The organism is Micromonospora sp. NPDC049799 (assembly GCF_040656655.1).
Lineage (GTDB): Bacteria > Actinomycetota > Actinomycetes > Mycobacteriales > Micromonosporaceae > Micromonospora.
This window is the reverse complement of record NZ_JBFAMU010000048.1, coordinates 1-20,325: the sequence shown is the minus strand read 5'-3', so window position 1 is coordinate 20,325 and position 20,325 is coordinate 1. Positions and strand designations below refer to the sequence as shown.

Genomic DNA, 20,325 nt, shown 5'->3' with positions numbered 1-20,325 from the left:
GTGATGGTGAAGGTCGTCCCGACTCCGACCTCGCTCGTGACCGTGATGGTGCCCTGGTGATCGGTGACGATCTGCCGGGCGATGGCGAGGCCGAGCCCAGCTGTAAGCCATAGCTCACCTCGTCAGCCGGACAGCAACCGCCAGCCGGGCTGGGGCGGCGCCGAGTTCACTGCCCGGCTTTGGCATCGGGATACGTGCTAAACCTGCTGCCCGGCCGCTGGGGCATGCCGCAGCGGACAGGCAGGTGCCTTGGAACCCGTCGATGGTGCGCTGGCGAGGTCCGGAACTCGGCCGGGCAGAATACGACCATGATCGACAAGGTGGTGACGCTGCTCCCGATCTGCGAACCGGAATACGCGAGCGGCGTGGTCGGTCACAGCTACTTTCGGCCGGCGTACCGGGCCGCGAGTCTACGGCTGTTCGAGGCAAGCGTGGAGCAGCGGTCCGAGGAGGGTGATCGGGTCCGGGTGGCTGCAGTTGCGCCCGCGATCGTCCCAGTCCTCGATAATGACTACAACGAACAGGCACTCGCGGTGGTCCTGCCGGAGGAGGACGGTTCTGTCCGGCTCGTGAACCAGATCGGGTGGCTTCCCGACCGGCGGTGCGCGACTCTTCAGCCACGAGTCGTATCGCTGATGCGCGCGACCAACGCCTACGTGGGCGCGGCCGGAACGGCCTCGTACTGGTGGTCAGGCCGCAGGTGGGACAAGTCGAGTGCAGGGCTGCGTCTCCGCATCGCGCAGTGGGAGGACGTCCACCGGGCGGCCATCGAGATCGCGCGTAGGGCCGAGCCCGACGTTGAACAACCGTGGGTGGGCCATTACGCGCCCCTGACCGACCTCGCACGTAGGCTGTATTCGGAAGGGCGCGGGCGGAGCGAGGCGGACCTGCTGCACGTACGGTACGAAATCCTCGACGATGCGTTGGTTGCCACCGCGAACGACGAGGTCGTCACCGACATGACTAGAAGCGGCCGTGACTTCTTCGATCTGCTACGGGCCCGGGTCGAGGAGCGGGGCCCTGTGTGGGGCTGGGTGCGCCTTCACCAGGGGGCGGTCGAGGTGCGGACCGAGGAACGACCACGACCGTAGTTCGGCGGGTGGGCACGGTCCAGTGTCGGGAGCCGTGTCGGCGCTGCCCCGGACGATCCACGGAGCTCATGATCGGCAGAACACCTAGGCCATTTACTTCGCGACGGTTGGAAGCTCGCTCCTACAACGCGATTCCCCGGAGAGAAGATCGGGCGCAAAGGGCTGGCTGCCCGCAGATCTGCCGAATGGCCGAACAGCAATGTTCTGCCGGTCGAGCATAGCGCACTGTCACAGTCTTCTTGCCACAAGACAGTCCACATGGGAGGATCTCGCTCGGCAAATCGACCTGGCCCGGATGGGCCATCACGGGGAGGGCGATTTTGTGCTGGTTGCCTTGGGTTTGGATTCCGTCGCGGAGAGTGTCTACCGACAGATGCTCTCCCACCCTGATTGGGGGGTGACGGAGCTCAGTGCCCAGCTTGGCATCACCGAGGCGCGACTCCGATCCGCCCTGGACGTCCTTTTTGAGATGTCGTTGGTCCGCAACTCGATGGATCACCCCGGCACTCTGCATGTCGTCAGCCCGGATGTCGGGCTGAGTGCTGCGCTTGCCCAGCAACAGGCCGAGCTTGCCCGCCGTCAACAGCAGGTCGCGGAGAGTCAAGCCGAAATCAGCCAACTGATCGATCAATTCGGAAGGGCGCAGCGAGATGCCTCGGCCCCGGCCGCCCTTCACCTGGTCGGTATCGACGCGGTGCAGGACAAGCTGGCCCAACTGGCTCGCGAAACCGAGTTCGAGATTCTCACCTTCATGCCTGGTGGCGCCCAGTCGGCGGAGGCATTGCGGCACGCACGCCGCAACGACAGCGAGCTTCTCGAACGTGGTGTCCGGATCCGTACGGTGGGCCTGGACAGCATCCGGAACGACCCGCAGACGCTCGCGCACGCGCGTTTCCTCACCGACAGCGGCGCGGAGTTCCGGACCTCGCCCATCCTTCCGCCCCGCATGATCCTGGCGGACCGCCGTGCCGTGCTGGTGCCGATGGACCCGGCCGACACGCGCAAGGGCGCCCTGCACCTGACCGGCCCTGGGTTCGTCGCCTCGATGCAGGCGCTCTTCAGCCAGGTGTGGGAGATCGCGACGCCGCTGGGCGCGGCCCGCGAGCCTGAGCGTGAGGGGCTGAACGCCCAGGAATGCGCGTTGCTCGAACTGCTCGGTCAGGGCTTGACGGACGAGGCCGCTGCTGCCCGGCTCGGCGTATCGCCGCGGACGGCCCGGCGAATGATGGCCGACCTCATGGAGCGCCTTCAGGCCCGGAGCCGGTTCGAGGCGGGCCTGAAGGCCGCCCAGCGTGGTTGGCTGTGACACGGCAAGTGACCGATCGGAGACAAGGCATGGAAACCTCGCCGCAGAACGCCCTACTGACGGTGATCCGTCGGGTGGCCATTGGTGACGTCGTGTTCGGCGGGGATCGCCAGCCCATCATCTCGGGCCCCTGCTCCGTGGAGCCGGACTACGTCACGCATGCGGAGGCGGCGGCAGCAGCGGGAGCCGATGTGCTCCGTGGATGCGTCTTCAAGCCACGGTCGGGGCCGAATCGCTTCCACGGCATGGGTGCTGAGGGTATTCCTCTGCTCGCGGAGGCCCGTGCCCGTACCGGCCTGCCCATCATCGCGGAGCCGCTCGACGGTGACGATGTACGGCTGCTGTTCGACCACGTGGACGGTTTCCTCATCGGCGCCAGGTCGATGCGGAACAGCCGACTGCTGGAGGCCGCTGGCCGCACCGGCATGCCGATCATCCTCAAGCGATCGTTCGCCGCCACCTACACCGAGTGGCTGGGGGCGGCCGACTACGTACGCGCCACGGGCAACGACGACATCATCCTTTGCGAGCGGGGAATCCGCACGTTCGTCACCGAGACCCGCAACACCCTGGACATCGCGGCGGTTCCTGTGCTGGCCAGCCGTACCGACCTACCGATCATCATCGATCCCAGTCATGCGGCGGGGCGCCGGGAGTGGGTGCTTCCGCTCGCACTCGCCGGTGCTGCGGTCGGCGCCGCCGGCATCATCGTCGAGAGCCACCCGGTGCCCGAGCAGTCGTGGACCGACAGCTGCCAGGCATTGAGTACTCCGGAACTCCGCGATCTGATCGAGAAGGTCGGGCGTCTGAATAGCCTGAACGAGCTGTCGAGCACCTAACCACCGCGGGTCCGCGCTGCCCCAGGGTCCTCTGCATGCGGCGCCAACCGGGCCAGCCGTCGGTGTACCGCACCGCCGCTACGACGAGGTCGGACGCCGGCCGCGAAGATTCGCAGTCGGCGTCCGACAGGCGTTTCCGGTCGATTCCATCGCTCAGGTCGGCAAGGCAGGCTCGGTCACCCGGGCAGGCTCCGCCACGCGCACGGGCTCGGCCGCGTGGACGGGCCAGGTCTTCCGGGTGGGCGCCGCCACCGGCGGAGTGTCGTGCTGGCGCAGAAACAGGAAGGGGATGCTGCAGAACACCGTTCCGAGGCCGGCGTACAGGAATCCCCATCGCAGCGCGTAGTCGCCGATATAGCCCCAGCTAATGTATGCGATCGGCATGACTCCGATCGCCGCCATGTACACGACGGAGAAGACCCGACCGAGGAACTGCTGGCTGACCTCCCTCTGGATGTAAGCGAAGAAGAGGGTGTTGAACCCGCCGACGAAGAAGCCCTGGGCGGCCGACAGTAGCAGCAGCCCGGTGACGGCCGGCACCACGGGGATGAGCGCCAACGACATGCCACCGGCGGCGATGAGCGCTGCGAGCAGCCGGTTGGTCGGGACGATGTCGTGAAGGAACAGGAGTAGGAGCGTGACCGCGATGCCGCCGACCGCTTCGGCGGTGAGGGCTCGTCCGTAGATCCCACTCGACCCGTGCAGCACTTCGGTGACATACAGCGGCAGCAGGATGTTGAACGAGATCAGGAAGAAGTTGACCGCAGCGCAGAGGATCACCATGTTCCGGATCAGCACCCGGCTGTTGATGTACCGGAAGCCCGAGCGCAGGTCGGTCATCACGCTGGCGATGTTCTTGCCGTCCGCGACGTGCCGGTAGCGTATCGCCGCCGCCGCGAGGGCCGAGAGCCAGAACGACGCGCCGTTGAGCACCATCGCTCCGGCGACGCCGATGACGGGCATCGCCACGAGCGCAGCACCGAGCAGCGGACCCACAGCCTTGGTCGTCTCGGTGAGATTGTTCGACACCGAGTTGGCCTTGACCAGGTGTCGCTCCTGTACGAGTTGCGGAACGATGGAACGCGCGGCCGGGCGGTAGAGAGCGGCGCAGGTGCCGAGCGCGAAGCAGGATAGTGCCAGCAGGGGAACATTGAGGGTGTTTCGGTAGGCCATCAGCGCTACCCCGAAGGCCACGGCACCGCTGATCAGGTCGGTGACGATGAGGATTGTCTTCTTGTTCCACCTGTCCGAGAGAACGCCGCCGATCGGACCGATGAAGGCGATCGGTGCCAGGGCCGCTGCCAGCAGGTATCCGGTGAGTACGGCCGATCCGGTTTCGGAGACCACCCACCACGCGAGCACGAGGTCGAAGACGACGGTGCCGAGCGCCGAGACGAACCCACCCGACGCGAGTGCGACGAAGCTGCGTTGGTAAAGACCGCTCACCGTCACAGCACCACCTCGAGCGCCTCGTCGTAGCTGCGGACGAACTCACTGATCGGCGGGTCGGTGGGCCCGGGCTGGTAGCGGCCGAGGACCGAGCAGAAGTAGTCGGCGTTGAGGCCGTCCGGGTACAGGACGCCGCCCGGCTGCTTGTAGCAGACGCAGCGCAGCACCTCCTGCCGGTTTGCCAGTTCCGCGAGGCCGCGGATCTCGCGGATCACCCCGGACCCGCGGTGCGGGAGGTTGTACCAGAAGTAGTGTGTGCCCACCGCCGCCGACGCGGTGGTCGGCGTGCCGGCAGTGGCCTGGAACTCACGCCGGGAGGTTGCCAGGGTCGCGTGGTACAGGACGCGGGCGAAGTCGACCCCGTGCGCCTGCTGGAACAGCGGGTAGAAGAGGCCGCCGGCGCCGGGGCGGTTGGTGGTCTCCAGGACGTACGGAACACCGCCGCGCAGCCGGATCTCCGTGTGGGTCGCGCCCGAGCGGATGCCCACTGCCCGCACCGCGTCGTGCGACAGCCGGATGATGTCGGCAGCCGCGGACGGCGGCAGTTCGGGGTTGATGTGGTAGAGCCGGTCGGGATAGTACGGACCGACCGGGGCTCCCTTGGACATCAGCCCGTCGCAGGCCGGAACGCCGTCGAACCACACGGTGTCGACGGAGTACTCCTCGCCGTCGAGGTACTCCTCCACCACTATCCCGGCGTCCGGACGCTCGCGTCCGATCACTGTCGCGTTGATCATCGAGACGGCCTGGAGGTGTTCCAGGAGTTCCCGTTCGGATTGCACCCGGCGAACGCCGCAGCTGGCGTAGCCGTGGGAGGGCTTGACGATCAATGGGTAGCTGAGGTCCGCGCAGTTGTCCCGGACGTCTTGGGCGGATCGGAACGACCAGCCTCGGGGAGTGGCCACCGCCGCGTCGAGCCAGATCCGCTTCATCGTGGCCTTGTCCCGGGCCCGCAGCGCGATTTCCCGGCTACCTTCGGCGAGCTTGAGCGTGTCGGCCAGCGCGGCTGTCTCGGTGAGGAACATTTCCTGGGCGGTCAGCACCGCCGTCGGCGTGCCCACCGTGCGGCGGACTACCGCGATCGCCTCCGCGGGATCCTTGCGGATGTCCGCGCGGATGACATTCGACCCCGTGGTCCGAACATCTTTCGTCAACACGTACACCCGGTCTTGCTCGGTCTCCGCGACTCGCGTCATCTCGGCGACGAAGAAGTCGGGCGACTCGACTATCACCAGGGAGCGGTTCATGCCTGCCGCTCCATCCGCGCGAGGCTCCGGCGGAGCTGGCCGGGCAGGTCGGGAATGTGATCCAGCGCGAGGATGACCCGGTCCAGACCGAACGCGAGGCACATCGTGCTTGGCGTCTCACCGTCGGAGTCGCTGAGCCCGAACGGCTTTGTGAAGTGCTGGCCGTGCTTGTTGACCGATGCCACGGCGATCGGGGCGCCGTCCTCCACCTGCACCAGCATCTCGATCTTGCTATCGGTGATGAGCTGGGAGAAGAGCTGCTCCTGGGCGTTGTCGTTGAAGAAGATGTCGGTGGCCGTCACGAGCTGGTATTTGAACCCGAAAAGGTCCGCGATGGCCGCCATCACGGCGACGAGTCGCTGGTGGAGCGGGGCGAGGTCGGCCTGCCTGCCGAAGAACACGCCCTCTCGCATGGTGAACTCGCGGAGGCGCTCGCGGTTGTTGAGGTTGCCCGACTCGTCTCGGAAGCATGAGCCGGACAGGGTGAGCACCAGTTTGTCGACCGGCCGGTGCTCGACCAGCGGATAGGCGTGCAGGCACAACGCTGGGTTGAGGATGTCGGCGGGGGTACGCAGGAACTCGTGTAGCCGGTCCCGGTCGTTGTCAGCCCGCCAGTAGGGCAGGAAGCCCTCGAATTCCTCCATGTCGGTGGTCACCGGCGCCACGAAGCTCAGGTGTTGGCAGCCGGTGTCGAAGTACCCGGCCCGGTCGACGACCGTGGCGGGCAGCATCGAGGGGACCCTGATCTCCGTAGCGCCGTGGGCATACTCGAAGAAGCGGCGGAGGAAGTCGTCGATGACGCGCAGCCGGTACGCGCCGGCACCGATGTAGACGTTGAGGCCCCGCTCGCGCGGTTGCACCTCGCCGAGGTCCTCCACTGATGGCGTCTGCACCTCGTCCAGGTCGGCCGCGAGGCGCACGGCGGCGGCTCGCAGCGCGGTCGCGTCCTCCGCGTTCATGGCCGGGGCGTCGGTGCCATCAGTCGGGTCGTAAACGACTCGGGAAGACAGCCGCTCGCTGAGGGCCGTGTACGAGGCGGCGACCCGCTCGACTACGGACGTGACCTTCGCGGCCGACAGCGCCTCCTCGGAGTGCAGGCGGACCTCGGTGGCGGTGATGTCCAGATGCTCGATCTGCGGAAAGTGGAAACGCAGCCGGGTGCGCATGGTGGGCCACAGGTTCTCCTGCAGCGCGAATGGCAGACTGAGGGTGGGCATTTTCAGGCCTCCGTCATGGCGAGGCCGAGCTGACGCTCGAGTCCACCGAACGTCTGCAGGGCACCTATTGTGAACGTCTCGTAGTCGATCTCGTAGTTGAACAGTTCCGTCATGCGAATCGCGATCTGCATGGTGGCCAGGGACTCCAGTCCCAGCTCCGCAAGATCGACGTCCCGGTACGCGGGATAGTCGGCGACCGCCGCCGCGATCGTCGCTTCGGGCAACAGGCCCGTGAAGAGTGGCTCAATCCAGTGCGACAACGTTTCTCCTCGGTTCACGATAGGCCGGGAGGGGAATGGAGGTTATCGGTCAGCCATGCGTCGATAACGGCGTGCACTGCCGGGGCAGCGACGGCGCCAATCAGGCTGAAGTGGTCCAGATCCAGCACGTCTGTGCGTGAGATGCCGGGAGCGAACCTGTGCCACAGGTCTCGATGTCGGACAGCGTCGCCGTCGCGGGTGAAGAGGATTGCGGTGGGTCCGTGGTAAGCCGACGGCCGGTAGCGATCGGCGGCCTGCCCGTTTCCCATATAAGTTCGGACCATAGCGCCCACGTAGTCGATAGCGAGACTGGCCGGCAGGATCCGTGCCTCGATGGCCCGCGCGCTCAACATCGCGATTAGTTCGGACTCGGTCCCGACCGTCGCGGGGTCGAACGGCGGCTCAAGGCCGAGGCCGCGAGAGACCAGCGAGAGGGCGACCGAGGTGTTCTCCGGAGCGACCGGGACAGTAGGCGGCGCCGTGTCGAGAATGCCCACCAGGGCCACCTCACGACCGGCCATGGTCAGCTGACGAGCGGTTTCCAGGGCCACCAGACCACCGAGCGAGTAGCCGAAGATCTCGCACGGTCCATCCGGCCGGCACTCGTTGATCGCCGCCGCGTACCGGCGGGCCGACTCCGCCAACCGGGTCGGTGGGGTGGTCGTACGATTCTCTAGCCCGTACACGTCCCGACGCGTCGCCAGCAGCCTGGCAACAGGCCGGTAGTTGCTGGTGCCTCCGCTGATGCCGTGCGCCCAAAACAGGGGCGGTCGGCTCCCGCTGACCTGGATCTCAACGAGGCACGAGGTATTGCCACCATGTCGCTCGCGTTCACACTCGTCGTGTCGTTCGTCCCGGCCCTGCGCAGGCACGCCCATGGAAAGCATCGGGTGGGTTGGTGACACCTGGTTCGTCCTTTCAACGAATGTGACGCGTGATGCGGAGTCGAAATGGAGCGGCGCCGCTCAGCTGCCGACTATCCCGGGCATGGTCGCCGCCACGCTCCATTTCCGCAGTTGCGGTGACATCGCGAGTGCGCGTTCGACCAGATTGGATGCAACGGCACGAGCCGTCACCTGATCCATCTGTACGCTGAAGACGCCGATATCAACCCTGCACCGAACGGCGCGCACCGAAATGTGTTCCACCTCATCCTCGGCTCGCGCTGCCGCCCATAGCGTGTCGATGAGACATGCCGAACCGCCTTCGAACACCGTTCCCACGCCGGCTGTGATCGTTATCAGCGTCAATTGCATGACTATACTAGTCCCAGATGAGACTGTCCGCATGAACGTCGCCGCTCGCCCGCTCGGCCACAGCCGTGGAACCGTTTTCGGCGGAGACGAGCAGCGGTGTCACAGCACCAAGGACGGCGAGGGAAATACCAATGATTCCGACCCGAACCCGCATGACCATTATCCAATCTGACGAGGGAAGATCTTGTCTTTTTAAGGAGGGAAAGCCGGCAACCTGGGACGTGTCTCAGGTTGCCTGAGACCAATATTCATCACGGCTCGAAGGATGGGAAAGGTTTCGAGGTGGCCGGATCCGCCTATGGACGGAAGCGGCCATCGGCAGTAGGACCGAAATTCGGCTTACGGCCCTGACGTGTAGGTCTGTGCGACGCGGAGCAGGTTACGAGACGTCGGGGCCGCAACGTCAGAGATGCGAACTGGCAGGCCGATGTGGTCTGCGGGGTCAGGGTGAGCTGCGCCGGCGTGTCGGCGAGCAGCCGCTGTAGTCGGGCGCGGCGCTGGGTCAGCGGCAGGTTCAGGATCACTTCCCCGCTGGCGTCGGCGAGCAGGTCGAACAGCACGTGGTGGGCGGGAAACTCGCGCGTCAGCTGAGGTAGGGCACGGCCAGCGGGGTGACGCGGCGCTGCAGGAGGGCGAAGTTGGTGCGGCGTGTTCCCACACGATCAGCTCACCGTCGAGAACCACACCGGGCGGAACGGCGTCGCAGATCGCCCCGGTGATGTCAAATGGTGACGTCGGCTATCGGAACTGTCCGAATGTCTGTCGTATGGCTATCTCCGCGGCTTCGGGCACAAGTTGAACCTCCGGGCCTGGCGCTGCAAGATCTTCGTCGGGTTCGGGACGGCGAGTTACGAACCACGGCGCTGTGAGGTCCAGGGCTGCTCCGCTTGCCGTCGGAATGGCAAGATCGTGCCTCGTGATCAATGATTTCGCTAAGGACGATCTGCACGGCCAGCTCAGGCGGACACGTCAGGCGCTGGTCTGGAAGCTCGAGGGCCTGTCCGAGTACGACGTCCGGCGTCCCTTGACAGCGACGGGGACCAACCTCCTTGGCCTGGTGAAGCACTTGGCGACCCTGGAGGCCTGGTATTTCGGTGAGGTCTTCGGCCGCCCGTACCCGGAGCGGCTGGGGCGATGGCAGGACGCGGACGGCAGCGACCTGTGGGTGACCCCGGGCGAGACCCGCGAGCAGATCATCGACTTCTATCAAGGTGCCTGGGGGCATGCGGACGCGACGATCGAAGAGCTTCCCATCGACGCGCCTGGCCACGTGCCGTGGTGGTCGCGGCCGGAGGTCAAGTTGTTCAACATCATGGTCCACGTCCTTCAGGAGACCACCCGGCATGCCGGACACGCTGACATCCTGCGTGAGCAGCTCGATGGCCGGACCGGGGTGAGGGCTGAGTACGAGGAGCAGATCGACACGGCGGCCCGGGAGGCGTACTGGGCGAAGATCGAGCGGGCTGCGCAGGAAGCGGCCGGCGGCTCGCATCATGCTGACCTATCCGACACACATTGAAGTAGCAGGGCACGAGCAGCAACCCCCTACCGTCCAGGTGGAGGTCACGCTTGGCGATGTAGTCGGTGATCGTCAGGACGCCGCCGTCGAACCTGGCGGTCGGGTGCAGGTCGTTGAGCAGCGCCGACAGGCCCTGGTTCAGCAGCCGTCGGGACCGCAACGCCCGGTCGGCATCGAACGCGGAGCGGATCACGTTCCACAGGGGCAGGATCGCGAGCCGGTAGTAAAGCTGGAGGCCGGCCCCGAGCTGGCGCAGGGCGGTCACGTCGCCGGCCGCCAGATCCGCGACGGCCGGCGAGAGCCGGACCCCCGTCGACCGGAGCGTCGCCAGGTCGGTGGCGAGTCTGGCCTTGGGCGTGCGCAGCAGGGCGTCCAGTCCCGGCTCGAACCCGCCGGCCGCCTCGATCGGGGTGAGGAAGTCCGGGAAGTAGCCCACCGGCGGGTTGATCGACAGCGGCAACGCAACCTCGGCCCGGTGACCGTGGCGCTGATGCAGCAACCCGTACGTTCGTTGCCGCCACCCGGCCAGCAGCGGATCCTGGCACCGGAACCGCAGCCAGTGCATGCTGAGCATGCTTTCCCACAGCGGATCAGGCGCACAGGCGATCCGGGTGCGGACGAGGTCCGCAGCGGTAGAGTGAATCCGAAGCATGACGGTCCCCCGGTCGACTGGACGTGCGTCCAGTCTGACGGCCGTCCAGCCGTCACGATTCCGCCAACCGGATCACGACGACCGACTTCGGGCCGGCACCGTCGGAACAGGGTGTCCTCTGCGGAGGGTCGAGAGGTTGCGGCCCGTGATCGGCGGCCACAAAGACCGCCGGCTATGAGCAACTTCGTACAGCTCCGTCTACGAGGGATGGCTAGGTGCGCAGCCTACGGCCCAACTGCAATGGCAGGGGTACCCCGCCTGTCAGTCCACATCGAAGACTCCGGTGCCCCAAGATGCTCTTCAGCGCGGGCTTCAGCGCCTCGTCGGCATCGCGCGTGGCTGCCTCAAACCGGCTCTAATTACGACGGAAGTCAATGCTTGGGCATCAACCCAAACAAGGTCGACAACTTGCCGTTTGACCAGAGCATCGGATCCCTGACCGGTGAGTTTGCACTACAGCGTAACGAGATCGACAGGACCGCGGCGTCCGTCCATGATCGCGCGATGAAGAAAATCTTGCGCAGGGCCGGCATCGCGGCGGTCATCGCAACTGTGATGGCCCTCCTTGCCCCGTCGACCGCGTTCGCCGTGTCGAACCTGCCCAACACGCTGCGGCACTATTCGGGCTCGCGCGGCACCGGGGTGATGCCCATGCATAACTCGAGCCACCAAAAGATCGGCGAATACTCGCTCGAGGTCAACTACTGGTACACCCCGGGGCAGAATTGGTACAACCTCGAGGTGAGAGTCTGCGTGTGGGATCGCCTCGCCAACGGGCGAGGCGTGATCGCCCGCGTCCTGATGAAGTACGGTTCGAACTCCAGTAAGGAGGTCGGCAAATTCAAGGCCTCCGGCGGGTGCACTCATCAGACGGTGTACCCGTACAGCACGTCGCCCGTCTGGGCCGTCGATGTCGACTTCGGCGAGGACTGGGCCGGTACGACCTACCAGTACGCCGGAAACTACGACCGGTTCACGTCGGAGAAACTGCCGTACTGGCCGTACTTCGGCACCAGCTAACCGAACCAGGAGAAACACCGCGCCGGCGGTGACAGCGCAAAACACTGTCACCGCCGGCGCTTTTGACGACCGGCGAGATCTCAGCGCACTTCGCCGAGATCTACGGCGCCTCGGTCAGCAAGGAAACCATCTCCCGGATCACCGACAAGGTCATCGAGGAGATGACCGACTGGTCCCACCGGCCCCTGGACGAGATTTATGCGGCGGTGTTCATCGACGCCATCGTGGTCAAGGTCCGCGACGGGCAGGTGGCGAACCGGCCGTTCTACGCCGCGATCGGGGTCACCCTCGACGGCGACAAGGACATCCTCGGGCTGTGGGCCGGCGCCGGCGGTGAGGGTGCCAAGTTCTGGATGAGCGTGCTGACCGACCTGCGCAACCGCGGCGTCAAGGACGTGTTCTTCCTCGTCTGCGACGGGCTCAAAGGGCTGCCGGAGGTCGTCACGAACGTGTGGCCCGCACGGTGGTGCAGACGTGCATCATCCACCTGATCCGCAACACGTTCCGGCTGACGTCCCGCCGGTACTGGGACGAGCTCAATCGCGACATCAAGCCGATCTACACCACCGTCAACGCCACGGCCGCCAGGGCCGCGTTGGACGACCTGGCCGACAAGTGGGGCGGGCGGTATCCGGCGGTGATCCGCCTGTGGGACAACGCCTGGTCCGAGTTCATCCCGTTCCTGAACTACGACGTGGAGATCCGCACCGTCATCTGCTCGACGAATGCGATCGAGTCGCTGCTGTCCGACAGCGGCATGAGCATCGAGCCGATTGCCGACCTCTGCGGCCACTCTGGCACGACTGTCACCGAGAGCGTCTATCGGCACCAACTGCGGCCGGTGCTCCTGAGCGGCGCGGTCACCATGGATCAGATCTTCGGCGCTGATGCGTAGTCACTCAGTTAGTCGCCCAGGTACGACAAGAGGGCATATCCATCGATGAGATATGCCCTCTGATCTCTGTCGGGACGGCCGGATTCGAACCGACGACCCCTTGACCCCCAGTTTTAACAACGATTCTGTCACGCCATGCCGAGACAGGCTGAAACGTCTATTGAAAGGGACGGGAAAGGGTGACAGGAGATGCTGTTCCGTCCCGCGCCCTGCCGCCTCATCCGCAGGTTGCGATCTTGTCCGTTACCGCGCTCGTTACCGCGGATCGTCAAGCACTTTCCATGCCAGCCAGTCCTAACGGCTCCTGCATCGCCTCGATCGTCGACGGCTCCGATCATCGATCGGCAGACTGGTGCGGGTCCGACGACACCGGCGGGGCACGCCGTCCATTCCAATCCCGCCTCTGATTTCCGGGCCGTCGGCTCCCCGGCCGTAGCCGGGATCACCGAGACCAGGGCACCGACCATGCCGGGCATCCCCACCAGAGCGATTCCATGCCTTCGTAACACTCAGCGTATCCAATCTTTTGAATCGTTCATCCGCTCCGACACCGCGGCCTCCGGGCGCAGTCGACAGCCCGCGAAGACACCCGTGAGTGACGTGACGTCACGACCGCGTGTGACGTGGCATCTGACCAGGGCCCGTGGTAAGTGCTGGTCCGGTCTTTCGGGTGCACCACCAGACGATCGCGGCGATGACGATGACGACAAAGGCGGGAACGAGCTGGTACGACGTACCGACCCCGGACGAGCGGTCCTGCAGTGCGCCACCCAGATCCATGCGGAAGTACGTGGCCAGGAGGAGGCTGACGGTGTTGAAGATGGCGTGCAGCATGATCGCGATCTCGAGGCCGCCGGTGCGCCAGGTGATGATGGCCAGACTCGCCCAGAGCGCCAGATACCAGGTGTTGATGTACAGATCCGTTGAGGCGTGAGCGGCCGTGAACAGCACGCTCGTGATCACCACCCCGGCGATCAGTCCTGCCCGCGGGCTGCGTGTCCAGCTGCCGATGACGCGGAAGATGAGCCCCCGCACGCCGTATTCCTCGCCGGCCGACTGCAGCGGGGTCAGGAGGATCGTGGCGATGAAGAAGGCGAGGAGGTCGGTGTGCGACCACGGGGCCGCCTCGGTGGGCGTGAGGGCGGCGAGGGCGGCGACGATCAGCCAGATGGGACCGAAGACGAAGAGCGCTTTGCCGAACAGGTCGAAGCGGAACCGCGACGTCACGGAGTGCAGGGACGCACCGGGCACACCGTAGAGCCACCGTTGAATCAGCATGCTCCACGGGATGAGCAGGGCGAGGGAGATCATCGAACCGGCGTGTTTGAGCGGCGTGTATTCGGTGCGGCCCTCGATTGGCGGCGTCCTGTCGAACTGCGCGTCGATGAGCGTGGTCGCCACGCCGATGAGCGTTGGGAAGATGACGAACCCTGCCAGCAGGAGGATGATCGCGAGAATGCCGCGACCGACCCGGCGTTTGTCGCCGGCGAGGACCCGGTGGTACTCCACTCCAGCTGGAACTGACGGCCCATTGCGGGGCTCGCCCGGATTGATCAGCCAGTTCGGCTTGTTCATCGTGGTCATGACTTCCTCTTGTGGATGTGGTTATTTCCCGAGGTGGTCGAGCGCGCTGAAACGCAGGCGGAGTGCCCGCTCAGTGCTCCCGAATATGGCGCCGACAGCGAGGGCGAAGTTGAGCCAGATCGGTAGGTGGATGGGCGATTCGAAAGTTCCGATGTTTTCGGCGATCGGGGGGGCCTGCGAAATCGGTTCGGCGAGCTGCAGCAGGTTCAGGCCCACGCCGATGAGGAGCATCAGCACCGAGAGGACACCGATCGAGCGGCTCAGCGCCGGGTGATTGCGTTCGAGGCGGGCCCGGCGTCCTTCGGCGGACTTCGGATCGGGAATGAGCTGGTGCTCCGCGCCGGTGGTGGTGACGTAGTGGCAGCGCTTGAGCCCGAATGCGCTGATCGCCACTTCGATGGTGCCGCCCTCGACGGGGAAGGCCGCCGGGAGTTTGGACTCGGCGTGGTGTCTGCCGTCGAGGTACAGGTGCGCTCTCGCCTTGCCGCCTTCCGGGTCGGTCCGGCGTGGGATGTCGACGGCATAGACCGTCTGCCGACCATCCCGGTGGGGCAGCGGGAGGTAGAACAGTGCGCGGAAGGGCAGCTGCCACCAGCGGAGGCGTTTCAACGCCCGCCCGTCTCCGGCCTTGATGCGCTTGGCCGCCCGCCGTTGCCGCCAGTCCTCCATCACGTTCCCCCTCCCCCGCCGTACCTGCCACGTCTCACTAATACGCTGTGCTAGTGGCAAAGCTAGCACGGCGTGCTAGTACGATGTGACAGGAGGTGGCAGGTGACACAGGACGACAGGAGCACCGGCTCACGGGAACGGATCCTCGCGGCTGCGGCGGCGATGGTCGCCGAGGATGTGACCGCCAGGCTGAGCGTGCGCGCGGTCGCGGCACGGGCCGGGGTGAGCACGGGCTCCCTCAGGTTCCATTTTCCGACACAGCGCGCGCTGCAGGAGGCCGTGCTCGCCAGAATCTACGAACACGTGTTCCCTGACGACCCGATCCGCGACCGATCGCTACCCGCCCGGGATCGACTGGTCAACTGTCTCCGGCAGGTGCTCGCCCCCGCCGGCGTCGGGAAGCAGGCACGTGAGGCGTGGGGCAAGGCGTACGAGATGTTCATCGCACCCGAACCGACCGAACAGGTACGCGCGGCGTATCTCGCCATGGAGCGCGAAGGGTGGCGCCGCATCGAGTACTGGCTGACGGTTCTCGCCGACGAAGGCGCGCTACCCAGGGAAGACCACGCGCGCCGAGTGAGATTCCTGCTCACCGTCCTCAACGGGCTCTCGATCGAACGAGCCCTACCCGCCGAGGAGTCGATCCTGAGGTCCGAAACCGAGACCCTCTACACGGCCGTTGACTGCGTCCTCAACGCCCGAACCGCATGAGAAAGCCACCCCGTGTTCCAGTTGTCCCCATTCCGGTGGCACCCCGACGCGGTGACACCGCACCGGGGTCACTTCCGACGCGTGGGTAGACTGGACCTCACACCCATGTCAGGTGAGAACGGGGAGGTAGAGGTGACCGCCATCATTCGAATCGGTGAACTCGCCGCCCGTACCGGGGTGAGCGTGCGATCCCTGCGCTACTACGAGGAGCAGGGACTGCTGACCAGCCTGCGCAGCCCGAGCGGTCAGCGCCGCTACGCCGAGAGCCAGGTCGAGCGGGTCCTTCTCATCCAGCGACTGTTCTCCGCCGGCCTGAGCAGCCGGACGATCGTCGACCTGCTGCCCTGTGTCGAATCACCGGGTGAGGAAACCTCCGACGCGGCCGCAGGGCGGATGCGCCAGGAGCGCGACCGGCTCGATCGGCACATCGAGGACCTGATCCGGACCCGCGGCGAACTCGACGATCTGATTGCCGCCAACCGCGCTCACCGCCGGGAACACGCCCGCGTCTGACCCGGGTCGTGACCCGATCCGCTGGGACCGGACCGATACCGACCGGTCGGCCCACCGCGTCGTCCATGCGATTCGGGTACAGGTTCGGTGGGTGGATGGCCGGCTCATGCGGGGGTGCGACATCGCCGCTGTGGCGTAAGCGACTACGTGTGCAAGCGGCGCCGGTGACTGCCACGCCGGCGCCATCCGGAACTGGCGTGTCGGTGGACACGCCATTTCCGGACAAGGCGTGCCGTGCCATCGGTAGGAGCGGACACGATCTCCCGGACCGATCGGCCTCGGCGGTGATCAGGCGGGGAACGTGATGACCACCTTGCCGGTGGCGTGACCGCTTTCGACGGCGGCCACCGCCTCGGCGGCCTGGTTGAAGGAGAACGAGCGGGTGATGTGCGGATCGATCGTGCCGGCCACCATCAGTGCGGCGACCGTCTCGAGCCCTGATCGGTCGAGCCGGCGGACCACGAACGTCCCGCCCAACTCCGGCACCGACACGTCGGCAACGGAGATCAGCCGCTTGACGTCCTTGACCAGGCCGGCGACCGACCGCAGCGAGTCACCGCCGACCAGATCGATCAAGCCGTCCACGCCGTCCGGCGCCAGCGTGCGGACCTGCTCGGTCACGTCGCCGGCGTTGTAGCTCACGAAGGTGACGCCCAGCGATTCGGCGACCGGCCGTTTGCCGTCACTGCCGGTGCCGATCACCTTCAGGCCACGGGCTGTGGCGAGCTGAGCGGTGACCAGGCCGGTGCTCCCGCCGACGCCGTTGATCAGCACCGTGGCACCTTGCGGCAGGTCCAGACCATCGAGGGCGTCCAGCGCCGTGGTGCCCGAGACGGGAATCGTCGCCGCGCTCTCGTAGGAAAGCTTCTCCGGTTTGCGCGCCACGTTTGCCGCCGGCAGCACGGTCGTCTCGGCGTACGTTCCGGCGCCGTTGAGCGCGAACCCGAACACCGCGTCGCCAACCTGGATGTCGGAGACGCCCGCCCCGACCGCGAGCACGTCACCGGCGGCCTCCATGCCCATCACCTGCGGGAAGGGAACGTGCCCGTTCAGCGCCGGCACGTAGCCGGACCGAAGCAGGCTGTCGAGGCGGGCCACTCCGGCGGCCCGCAGCCTGATCAGGAGCTCCCCCTCCCGCGGCTGCGGATCGGGGCGGTCGACGTAGGTCTGTACCTCCGGCCCACCGAAGGCGTCATATCCGAAAGCTCGACTCATGGTCGCCTCTCTCTGCTCTGCGTTGATGGCCGAACGCTAATTACTGACATCGGCGTCAGGGGCAAGGTCCTGTAGCCGGCGTCACGCTTATCCACGGGGTGTTCGCCGGCAGTCTGGCGACCGTGCCGCGCCACGCCAGCACACCGGTTCGCCCAACACGTTAGGCCGGCGATGAACGGCCCAGCCGCCTCCGAGTGGCGGCCAGACCCCCCTGCTGACCATCGATGACCTCGCCGCCTGGCTGGGCAAGCCCAAGGCCACCCTCTACGCCTGGCACAGCCGAGGCAAGGGACCGCGCGCCATTCGCGTCGGCAACACGCTGCGCTACCGGCGCAGCGAGGTCGAACGCTGGCTCGACGACCACACCGACGCGGAGCGGTGAGCCGTGGCCCGTCCTGAACTGCCCATCGGCACCTGGGGCAAGATCCGCACCGAGAAGCTCGGACCCAACCGGTTCCGCGCACCGGTTCCGCGACTACGACGGCAAGACCCGCGACATCGAGGCCACCGACACCACCAGCCCGGCCGCCGAACGAGCGCTGAAGGTCAAGCTGCGCGACCGCACCACCCCCAACGACGACGAGATCACCCGGGAGACCCGCGTCAGCAGACTCGCCGACCTGTGGATCGAAGAGATCACCACCGAGGAACGGATCGCACCACAGACCATCCAGCGATACGAGACCAGCGTGCGCACCGCCATCCTGCCCGCCCTCGGCAACCTCCGGATCCGAGAGGCCAGCGTCGGCCGCCTGGATCGGTTCCTGCGCGACATCGCCAAGGACCGTCCCTCGGCGGCCGAAGGGGCGAAGGTCGTCCTGAGCCAGATGTTCGCCCTGGCCGTACGCCACGGCGCGATCCCCACCAACCCCGTACGCGACACCGGCCGGCTCCGCAAACCTCGCCGCACGGTCGTCGCCCTCACCGACGAGAATCTCCAGGCCGTCCGGACAGCGATCCGCGACTGGCAGCGACCCGTCCCCGGCAAGCCCGGACCACGGCACAGCGGCGACCTCGCCGACATCGTCGACCTCATGCTCGCCACCGGCGCCCGCATCGGCGAGATCCTCGCCCTACGCTGGGAGGACCTGGACCTCGCCACAGAGCGCCCCACCCTGACGATCTGCGGCACGCTCGTCTTCGTCAAAGGTCAGGGCTTCTTCCGGCAACCCTGGACCAAGAGCGACGCCGGCTACCGGATGGTCGTCCTGCCCCGGTTCGCCGTCGGCATGGTCTTGGCCCGCAAGCTCGCCGCCGCCGACAACCCGCATGACGCGATCTTCGCCTCCCGACGCGGCACCTGGCTGTCACCCAACAACGTCCGCCGTCAGTGGCGCGAGGCCCGCGCCGACACCGACCTCAGCTGGGTCATCCCCCACACCTTCCGCAAGACAGTGGCCACCCCCACCTGGTCCCCGGACCCACGCCCTTGGCCACCACTGCACGCGGTTTAGGAAGTGTGGACACGGCCGGAACTCGCAGGGCAGCGGCCTGGCTTGACCTGCCTCGCCACGCTGGCCGCCACGTCCAGGAGCTAACCGCCGTTGACCGTCGTCTCCCATACCAACGGGCACGCAAGGGGCACGCGGGCACGGGCCGACTGTCAGCTTGGGAAGTGGCCAGCATCGGACCTGCGTGCCTCGCTTCCCGCGCTCGGTGCGGTCCCTCACGGCCTCAACTGGCCTTCCGTGGCACAGGCTTATGGCCCGCCAGTGGCCCGTAAGGTCCGAACGGCGAAGACCGCTGGCGCGATCAGCACCACGACCACCCATTGGACAGCCACGTAGGTCGCAACGAGGATTTGAATGAGTAGGTAGTCAAGCGCCAACGGAACATCCGGGCTAGCCGTGGGACCGGCGAGCGGTACCCAGCGTGGCTCTCGTGGCCGCCACAGGAGCCAGCGGGACGGCCCGTTGCGCCGTACGTCGGCCTTATCCCCGGAACCGTCGTCCATGGGGTGATTGTGTCCTACCGGAGGTTTTCCGAGGTGGGGCCGGCGGGACTGGAGCCTGCGACCGAGGGATTATGAGATCAAACTGCCTGTCCCACCGACCTGGGCACCCGGCGGTCTACCAGCGGAAACACCTCTCAACATCTCACACCACTCCCCGCCGTCCGCCGACCTCTTGCGGACCAGATGCGGACTGCTCACACTGCGAAGCCGGCATGTGCGGCACTCAGTCGAGGCAGAACTCGTTGCCTTCGATGTCCTGCAGCGTGTAGCACGACTCGTTTTCCTCATCGGCATGCTGCAGCAGCACAGGTGTCGCGCCGAGCGCGATCAGCCGTGCGCCTTCGGCCTCAAGTACGGCCAGACGCTCGGCGCCCACGAGCCCGGCGCCGGTCCGCACATCGAGATGCAGCCGATTTTTTACGACTTTGCCTTCTGGGACGCGCTGAAAGAACAGTCGCGGGCCGACGCCGGTGGGGTCGATGCAGGCCGACCATGCGTCCCGCTGCTCGGACGGCAGGGCGAGGTTGTAGTCCTCCCAGCTGGCAAACCCCTTCGGTGGTGGCGGCAAGACGTACCCCAACACCTCGCACCAGAATCGAGCGACGCGCCCAGGCTCCTTGCAGTCGAAAGTGACCTGGAACTTCTTGATCGACTTCATGGCTTCACCCTAACTAGGTCGTTGGCAACCATCGAGCCTCCACTGTCCGGTCAGCTAGGCAGCAGGGTACGCAACAAGCGCACGAGCCTCCCGACGCTGCTGCCATGCCGTCTGCCGCCGACCCACACACCGTGGAGCGGGCCAGGGCCAGGGCGACAAGGTGGAGCGCCCTACTGGACGAGTCTCAATGGTGGCTGTCAAGCGTCCCTGCGGTGGCGGGTCTCCTCGGTCGGGCAGGCATGTTCCTGCCCGGGGTTCTCGGTCGGGTCA

The 20,325-nt window shown here is 66.3% G+C and carries 18 protein-coding genes and 4 pseudogenes; 10 read left to right on the top strand and 12 right to left on the bottom strand.

Annotated elements, in window-relative coordinates; translation table 11 throughout:
* Positions 1 to 89: pseudogene (locus AB0I76_RS06865) on the bottom strand (ATP-binding protein); the annotation flags it as partial.
* A 219-nt stretch (positions 90 to 308) separates the two neighbouring features.
* Here AB0I76_RS06865 and AB0I76_RS06860 point away from each other — a divergent pair.
* The 3 genes from AB0I76_RS06860 to aroF all read left to right on the top strand — a co-directional run bounded on the left by AB0I76_RS06860 (position 309) and on the right by aroF (position 3,236).
* Positions 309 to 1,091, top strand: coding sequence for a hypothetical protein (locus tag AB0I76_RS06860; protein ID WP_357030839.1), 783 nt, complete (start codon positions 309 to 311; stop codon positions 1,089 to 1,091).
* Between the two features lie 397 nt (positions 1,092 to 1,488).
* A complete protein-coding gene (locus AB0I76_RS06855) occupies positions 1,489 to 2,397 on the top strand; it encodes a LuxR C-terminal-related transcriptional regulator (RefSeq protein WP_357030836.1) in 909 nt (302 codons plus the stop codon).
* Positions 2,398 to 2,426: 29 nt separating this feature from the next.
* Entirely contained in the window at positions 2,427 to 3,236 is an 810-nt protein-coding gene (aroF, locus tag AB0I76_RS06850) for a 3-deoxy-7-phosphoheptulonate synthase (protein ID WP_357030833.1), read from the top strand.
* Positions 3,237 to 3,389: 153 nt separating this feature from the next.
* Here aroF and AB0I76_RS06845 read toward each other — a convergent pair whose 3' ends face one another.
* The 7 genes from AB0I76_RS06845 to AB0I76_RS06815 all read right to left on the bottom strand — a co-directional run bounded on the left by AB0I76_RS06845 (position 3,390) and on the right by AB0I76_RS06815 (position 9,225).
* Positions 3,390 to 4,688, bottom strand: a complete 1,299-nt coding sequence (locus tag AB0I76_RS06845; RefSeq protein WP_357030830.1) for an MFS transporter — start codon at positions 4,686 to 4,688, stop codon at positions 3,390 to 3,392.
* The gene (locus AB0I76_RS06840; protein ID WP_357030827.1) at positions 4,685 to 5,932 is read right to left on the bottom strand and encodes an ATP-grasp domain-containing protein; all 1,248 of its coding nucleotides are present in this window, start codon (positions 5,930 to 5,932) and stop codon (positions 4,685 to 4,687) included. Before AB0I76_RS06840 ends, AB0I76_RS06845 begins: the two co-directional genes overlap by 4 nt.
* Positions 5,929 to 7,149, bottom strand: coding sequence for an aminoacyl--tRNA ligase-related protein (locus AB0I76_RS06835; RefSeq protein WP_357030824.1), 1,221 nt, complete (start codon positions 7,147 to 7,149; stop codon positions 5,929 to 5,931). Before AB0I76_RS06835 ends, AB0I76_RS06840 begins: the two co-directional genes overlap by 4 nt.
* A gap of 2 nt (positions 7,150 to 7,151) precedes the next feature.
* Entirely contained in the window at positions 7,152 to 7,409 is a 258-nt protein-coding gene (locus AB0I76_RS06830) for a phosphopantetheine-binding protein (RefSeq protein ID WP_357030821.1), read from the bottom strand.
* A gap of 14 nt (positions 7,410 to 7,423) precedes the next feature.
* Entirely contained in the window at positions 7,424 to 8,314 is an 891-nt protein-coding gene (locus AB0I76_RS06825) for a thioesterase domain-containing protein (RefSeq protein ID WP_357030818.1), read from the bottom strand.
* 60 nt (positions 8,315 to 8,374) lie between these two features.
* Positions 8,375 to 8,659 carry a hypothetical protein gene (locus tag AB0I76_RS06820; RefSeq protein ID WP_357030815.1) on the bottom strand — a complete coding sequence of 95 codons (285 nt, stop codon included), beginning with the start codon at positions 8,657 to 8,659 and terminating at the stop codon, positions 8,375 to 8,377.
* A gap of 302 nt (positions 8,660 to 8,961) precedes the next feature.
* Entirely contained in the window at positions 8,962 to 9,225 is a 264-nt protein-coding gene (locus AB0I76_RS06815; RefSeq protein ID WP_357030812.1) for a hypothetical protein, read from the bottom strand.
* 356 nt (positions 9,226 to 9,581) lie between these two features.
* Between AB0I76_RS06815 and AB0I76_RS06810 the strand changes: the two genes are divergently transcribed.
* The 3 genes and pseudogenes from AB0I76_RS06810 to AB0I76_RS06800 form a co-directional block, all read left to right on the top strand.
* Positions 9,582 to 10,184, top strand: coding sequence for a DinB family protein (locus AB0I76_RS06810; RefSeq protein WP_357030810.1), 603 nt, complete (start codon positions 9,582 to 9,584; stop codon positions 10,182 to 10,184).
* Between the two features lie 1,030 nt (positions 10,185 to 11,214).
* Positions 11,215 to 11,856 (top strand): hypothetical protein, encoded by a 642-nt coding sequence (locus AB0I76_RS06805; RefSeq protein WP_357030807.1) that lies wholly within the window; start codon positions 11,215 to 11,217, stop codon positions 11,854 to 11,856.
* 62 nt (positions 11,857 to 11,918) lie between these two features.
* Positions 11,919 to 12,751: pseudogene (locus AB0I76_RS06800) on the top strand (IS256 family transposase); the annotation flags it as partial.
* A gap of 606 nt (positions 12,752 to 13,357) precedes the next feature.
* On the opposite strand, the gene AB0I76_RS06795 reads toward AB0I76_RS06800, so the two are convergent.
* Together AB0I76_RS06795 and AB0I76_RS06790 are read right to left on the bottom strand one after the other, a co-directional pair.
* On the bottom strand, positions 13,358 to 14,335 hold the full coding sequence (locus AB0I76_RS06795) for a CPBP family intramembrane glutamic endopeptidase (protein ID WP_357030804.1): 978 nt from the start codon (positions 14,333 to 14,335) through the stop codon (positions 13,358 to 13,360).
* Between the two features lie 21 nt (positions 14,336 to 14,356).
* On the bottom strand, positions 14,357 to 15,004 hold the full coding sequence (locus AB0I76_RS06790; protein WP_357030845.1) for a hypothetical protein: 648 nt from the start codon (positions 15,002 to 15,004) through the stop codon (positions 14,357 to 14,359).
* Positions 15,005 to 15,106: 102 nt separating this feature from the next.
* On the opposite strand from AB0I76_RS06790, the gene AB0I76_RS06785 reads away from it, so the two are divergent.
* On the top strand, positions 15,107 to 15,715 hold the full coding sequence (locus AB0I76_RS06785; RefSeq protein WP_357030801.1) for a TetR/AcrR family transcriptional regulator: 609 nt from the start codon (positions 15,107 to 15,109) through the stop codon (positions 15,713 to 15,715).
* 144 nt (positions 15,716 to 15,859) lie between these two features.
* Positions 15,860 to 16,228: a MerR family transcriptional regulator gene (locus AB0I76_RS06780; RefSeq protein WP_357030842.1), complete on the top strand. Its 369-nt coding sequence runs from the start codon at positions 15,860 to 15,862 to the stop codon at positions 16,226 to 16,228.
* 288 nt (positions 16,229 to 16,516) lie between these two features.
* On the opposite strand, the gene AB0I76_RS06775 is transcribed toward AB0I76_RS06780, so the two are convergent.
* Positions 16,517 to 17,443: an NADP-dependent oxidoreductase gene (locus tag AB0I76_RS06775; RefSeq protein WP_357030798.1), complete on the bottom strand. Its 927-nt coding sequence runs from the start codon at positions 17,441 to 17,443 to the stop codon at positions 16,517 to 16,519.
* A gap of 171 nt (positions 17,444 to 17,614) precedes the next feature.
* On the opposite strand from AB0I76_RS06775, the pseudogene AB0I76_RS06770 reads away from it, so the two are divergent.
* Both AB0I76_RS06770 and AB0I76_RS06765 read left to right on the top strand, forming a co-directional pair.
* Positions 17,615 to 17,825: pseudogene (locus tag AB0I76_RS06770) on the top strand (helix-turn-helix domain-containing protein).
* A 3-nt stretch (positions 17,826 to 17,828) separates the two neighbouring features.
* Positions 17,829 to 18,846, top strand: a pseudogene (locus AB0I76_RS06765) (site-specific integrase); the annotation flags it as partial.
* Positions 18,847 to 19,620: 774 nt separating this feature from the next.
* Here AB0I76_RS06765 and AB0I76_RS06760 read toward each other — a convergent pair.
* Positions 19,621 to 20,055 (bottom strand): VOC family protein, encoded by a 435-nt coding sequence (locus AB0I76_RS06760; RefSeq protein WP_155331028.1) that lies wholly within the window; start codon positions 20,053 to 20,055, stop codon positions 19,621 to 19,623.
* Positions 20,056 to 20,325: the final 270 nt, after the last annotated feature.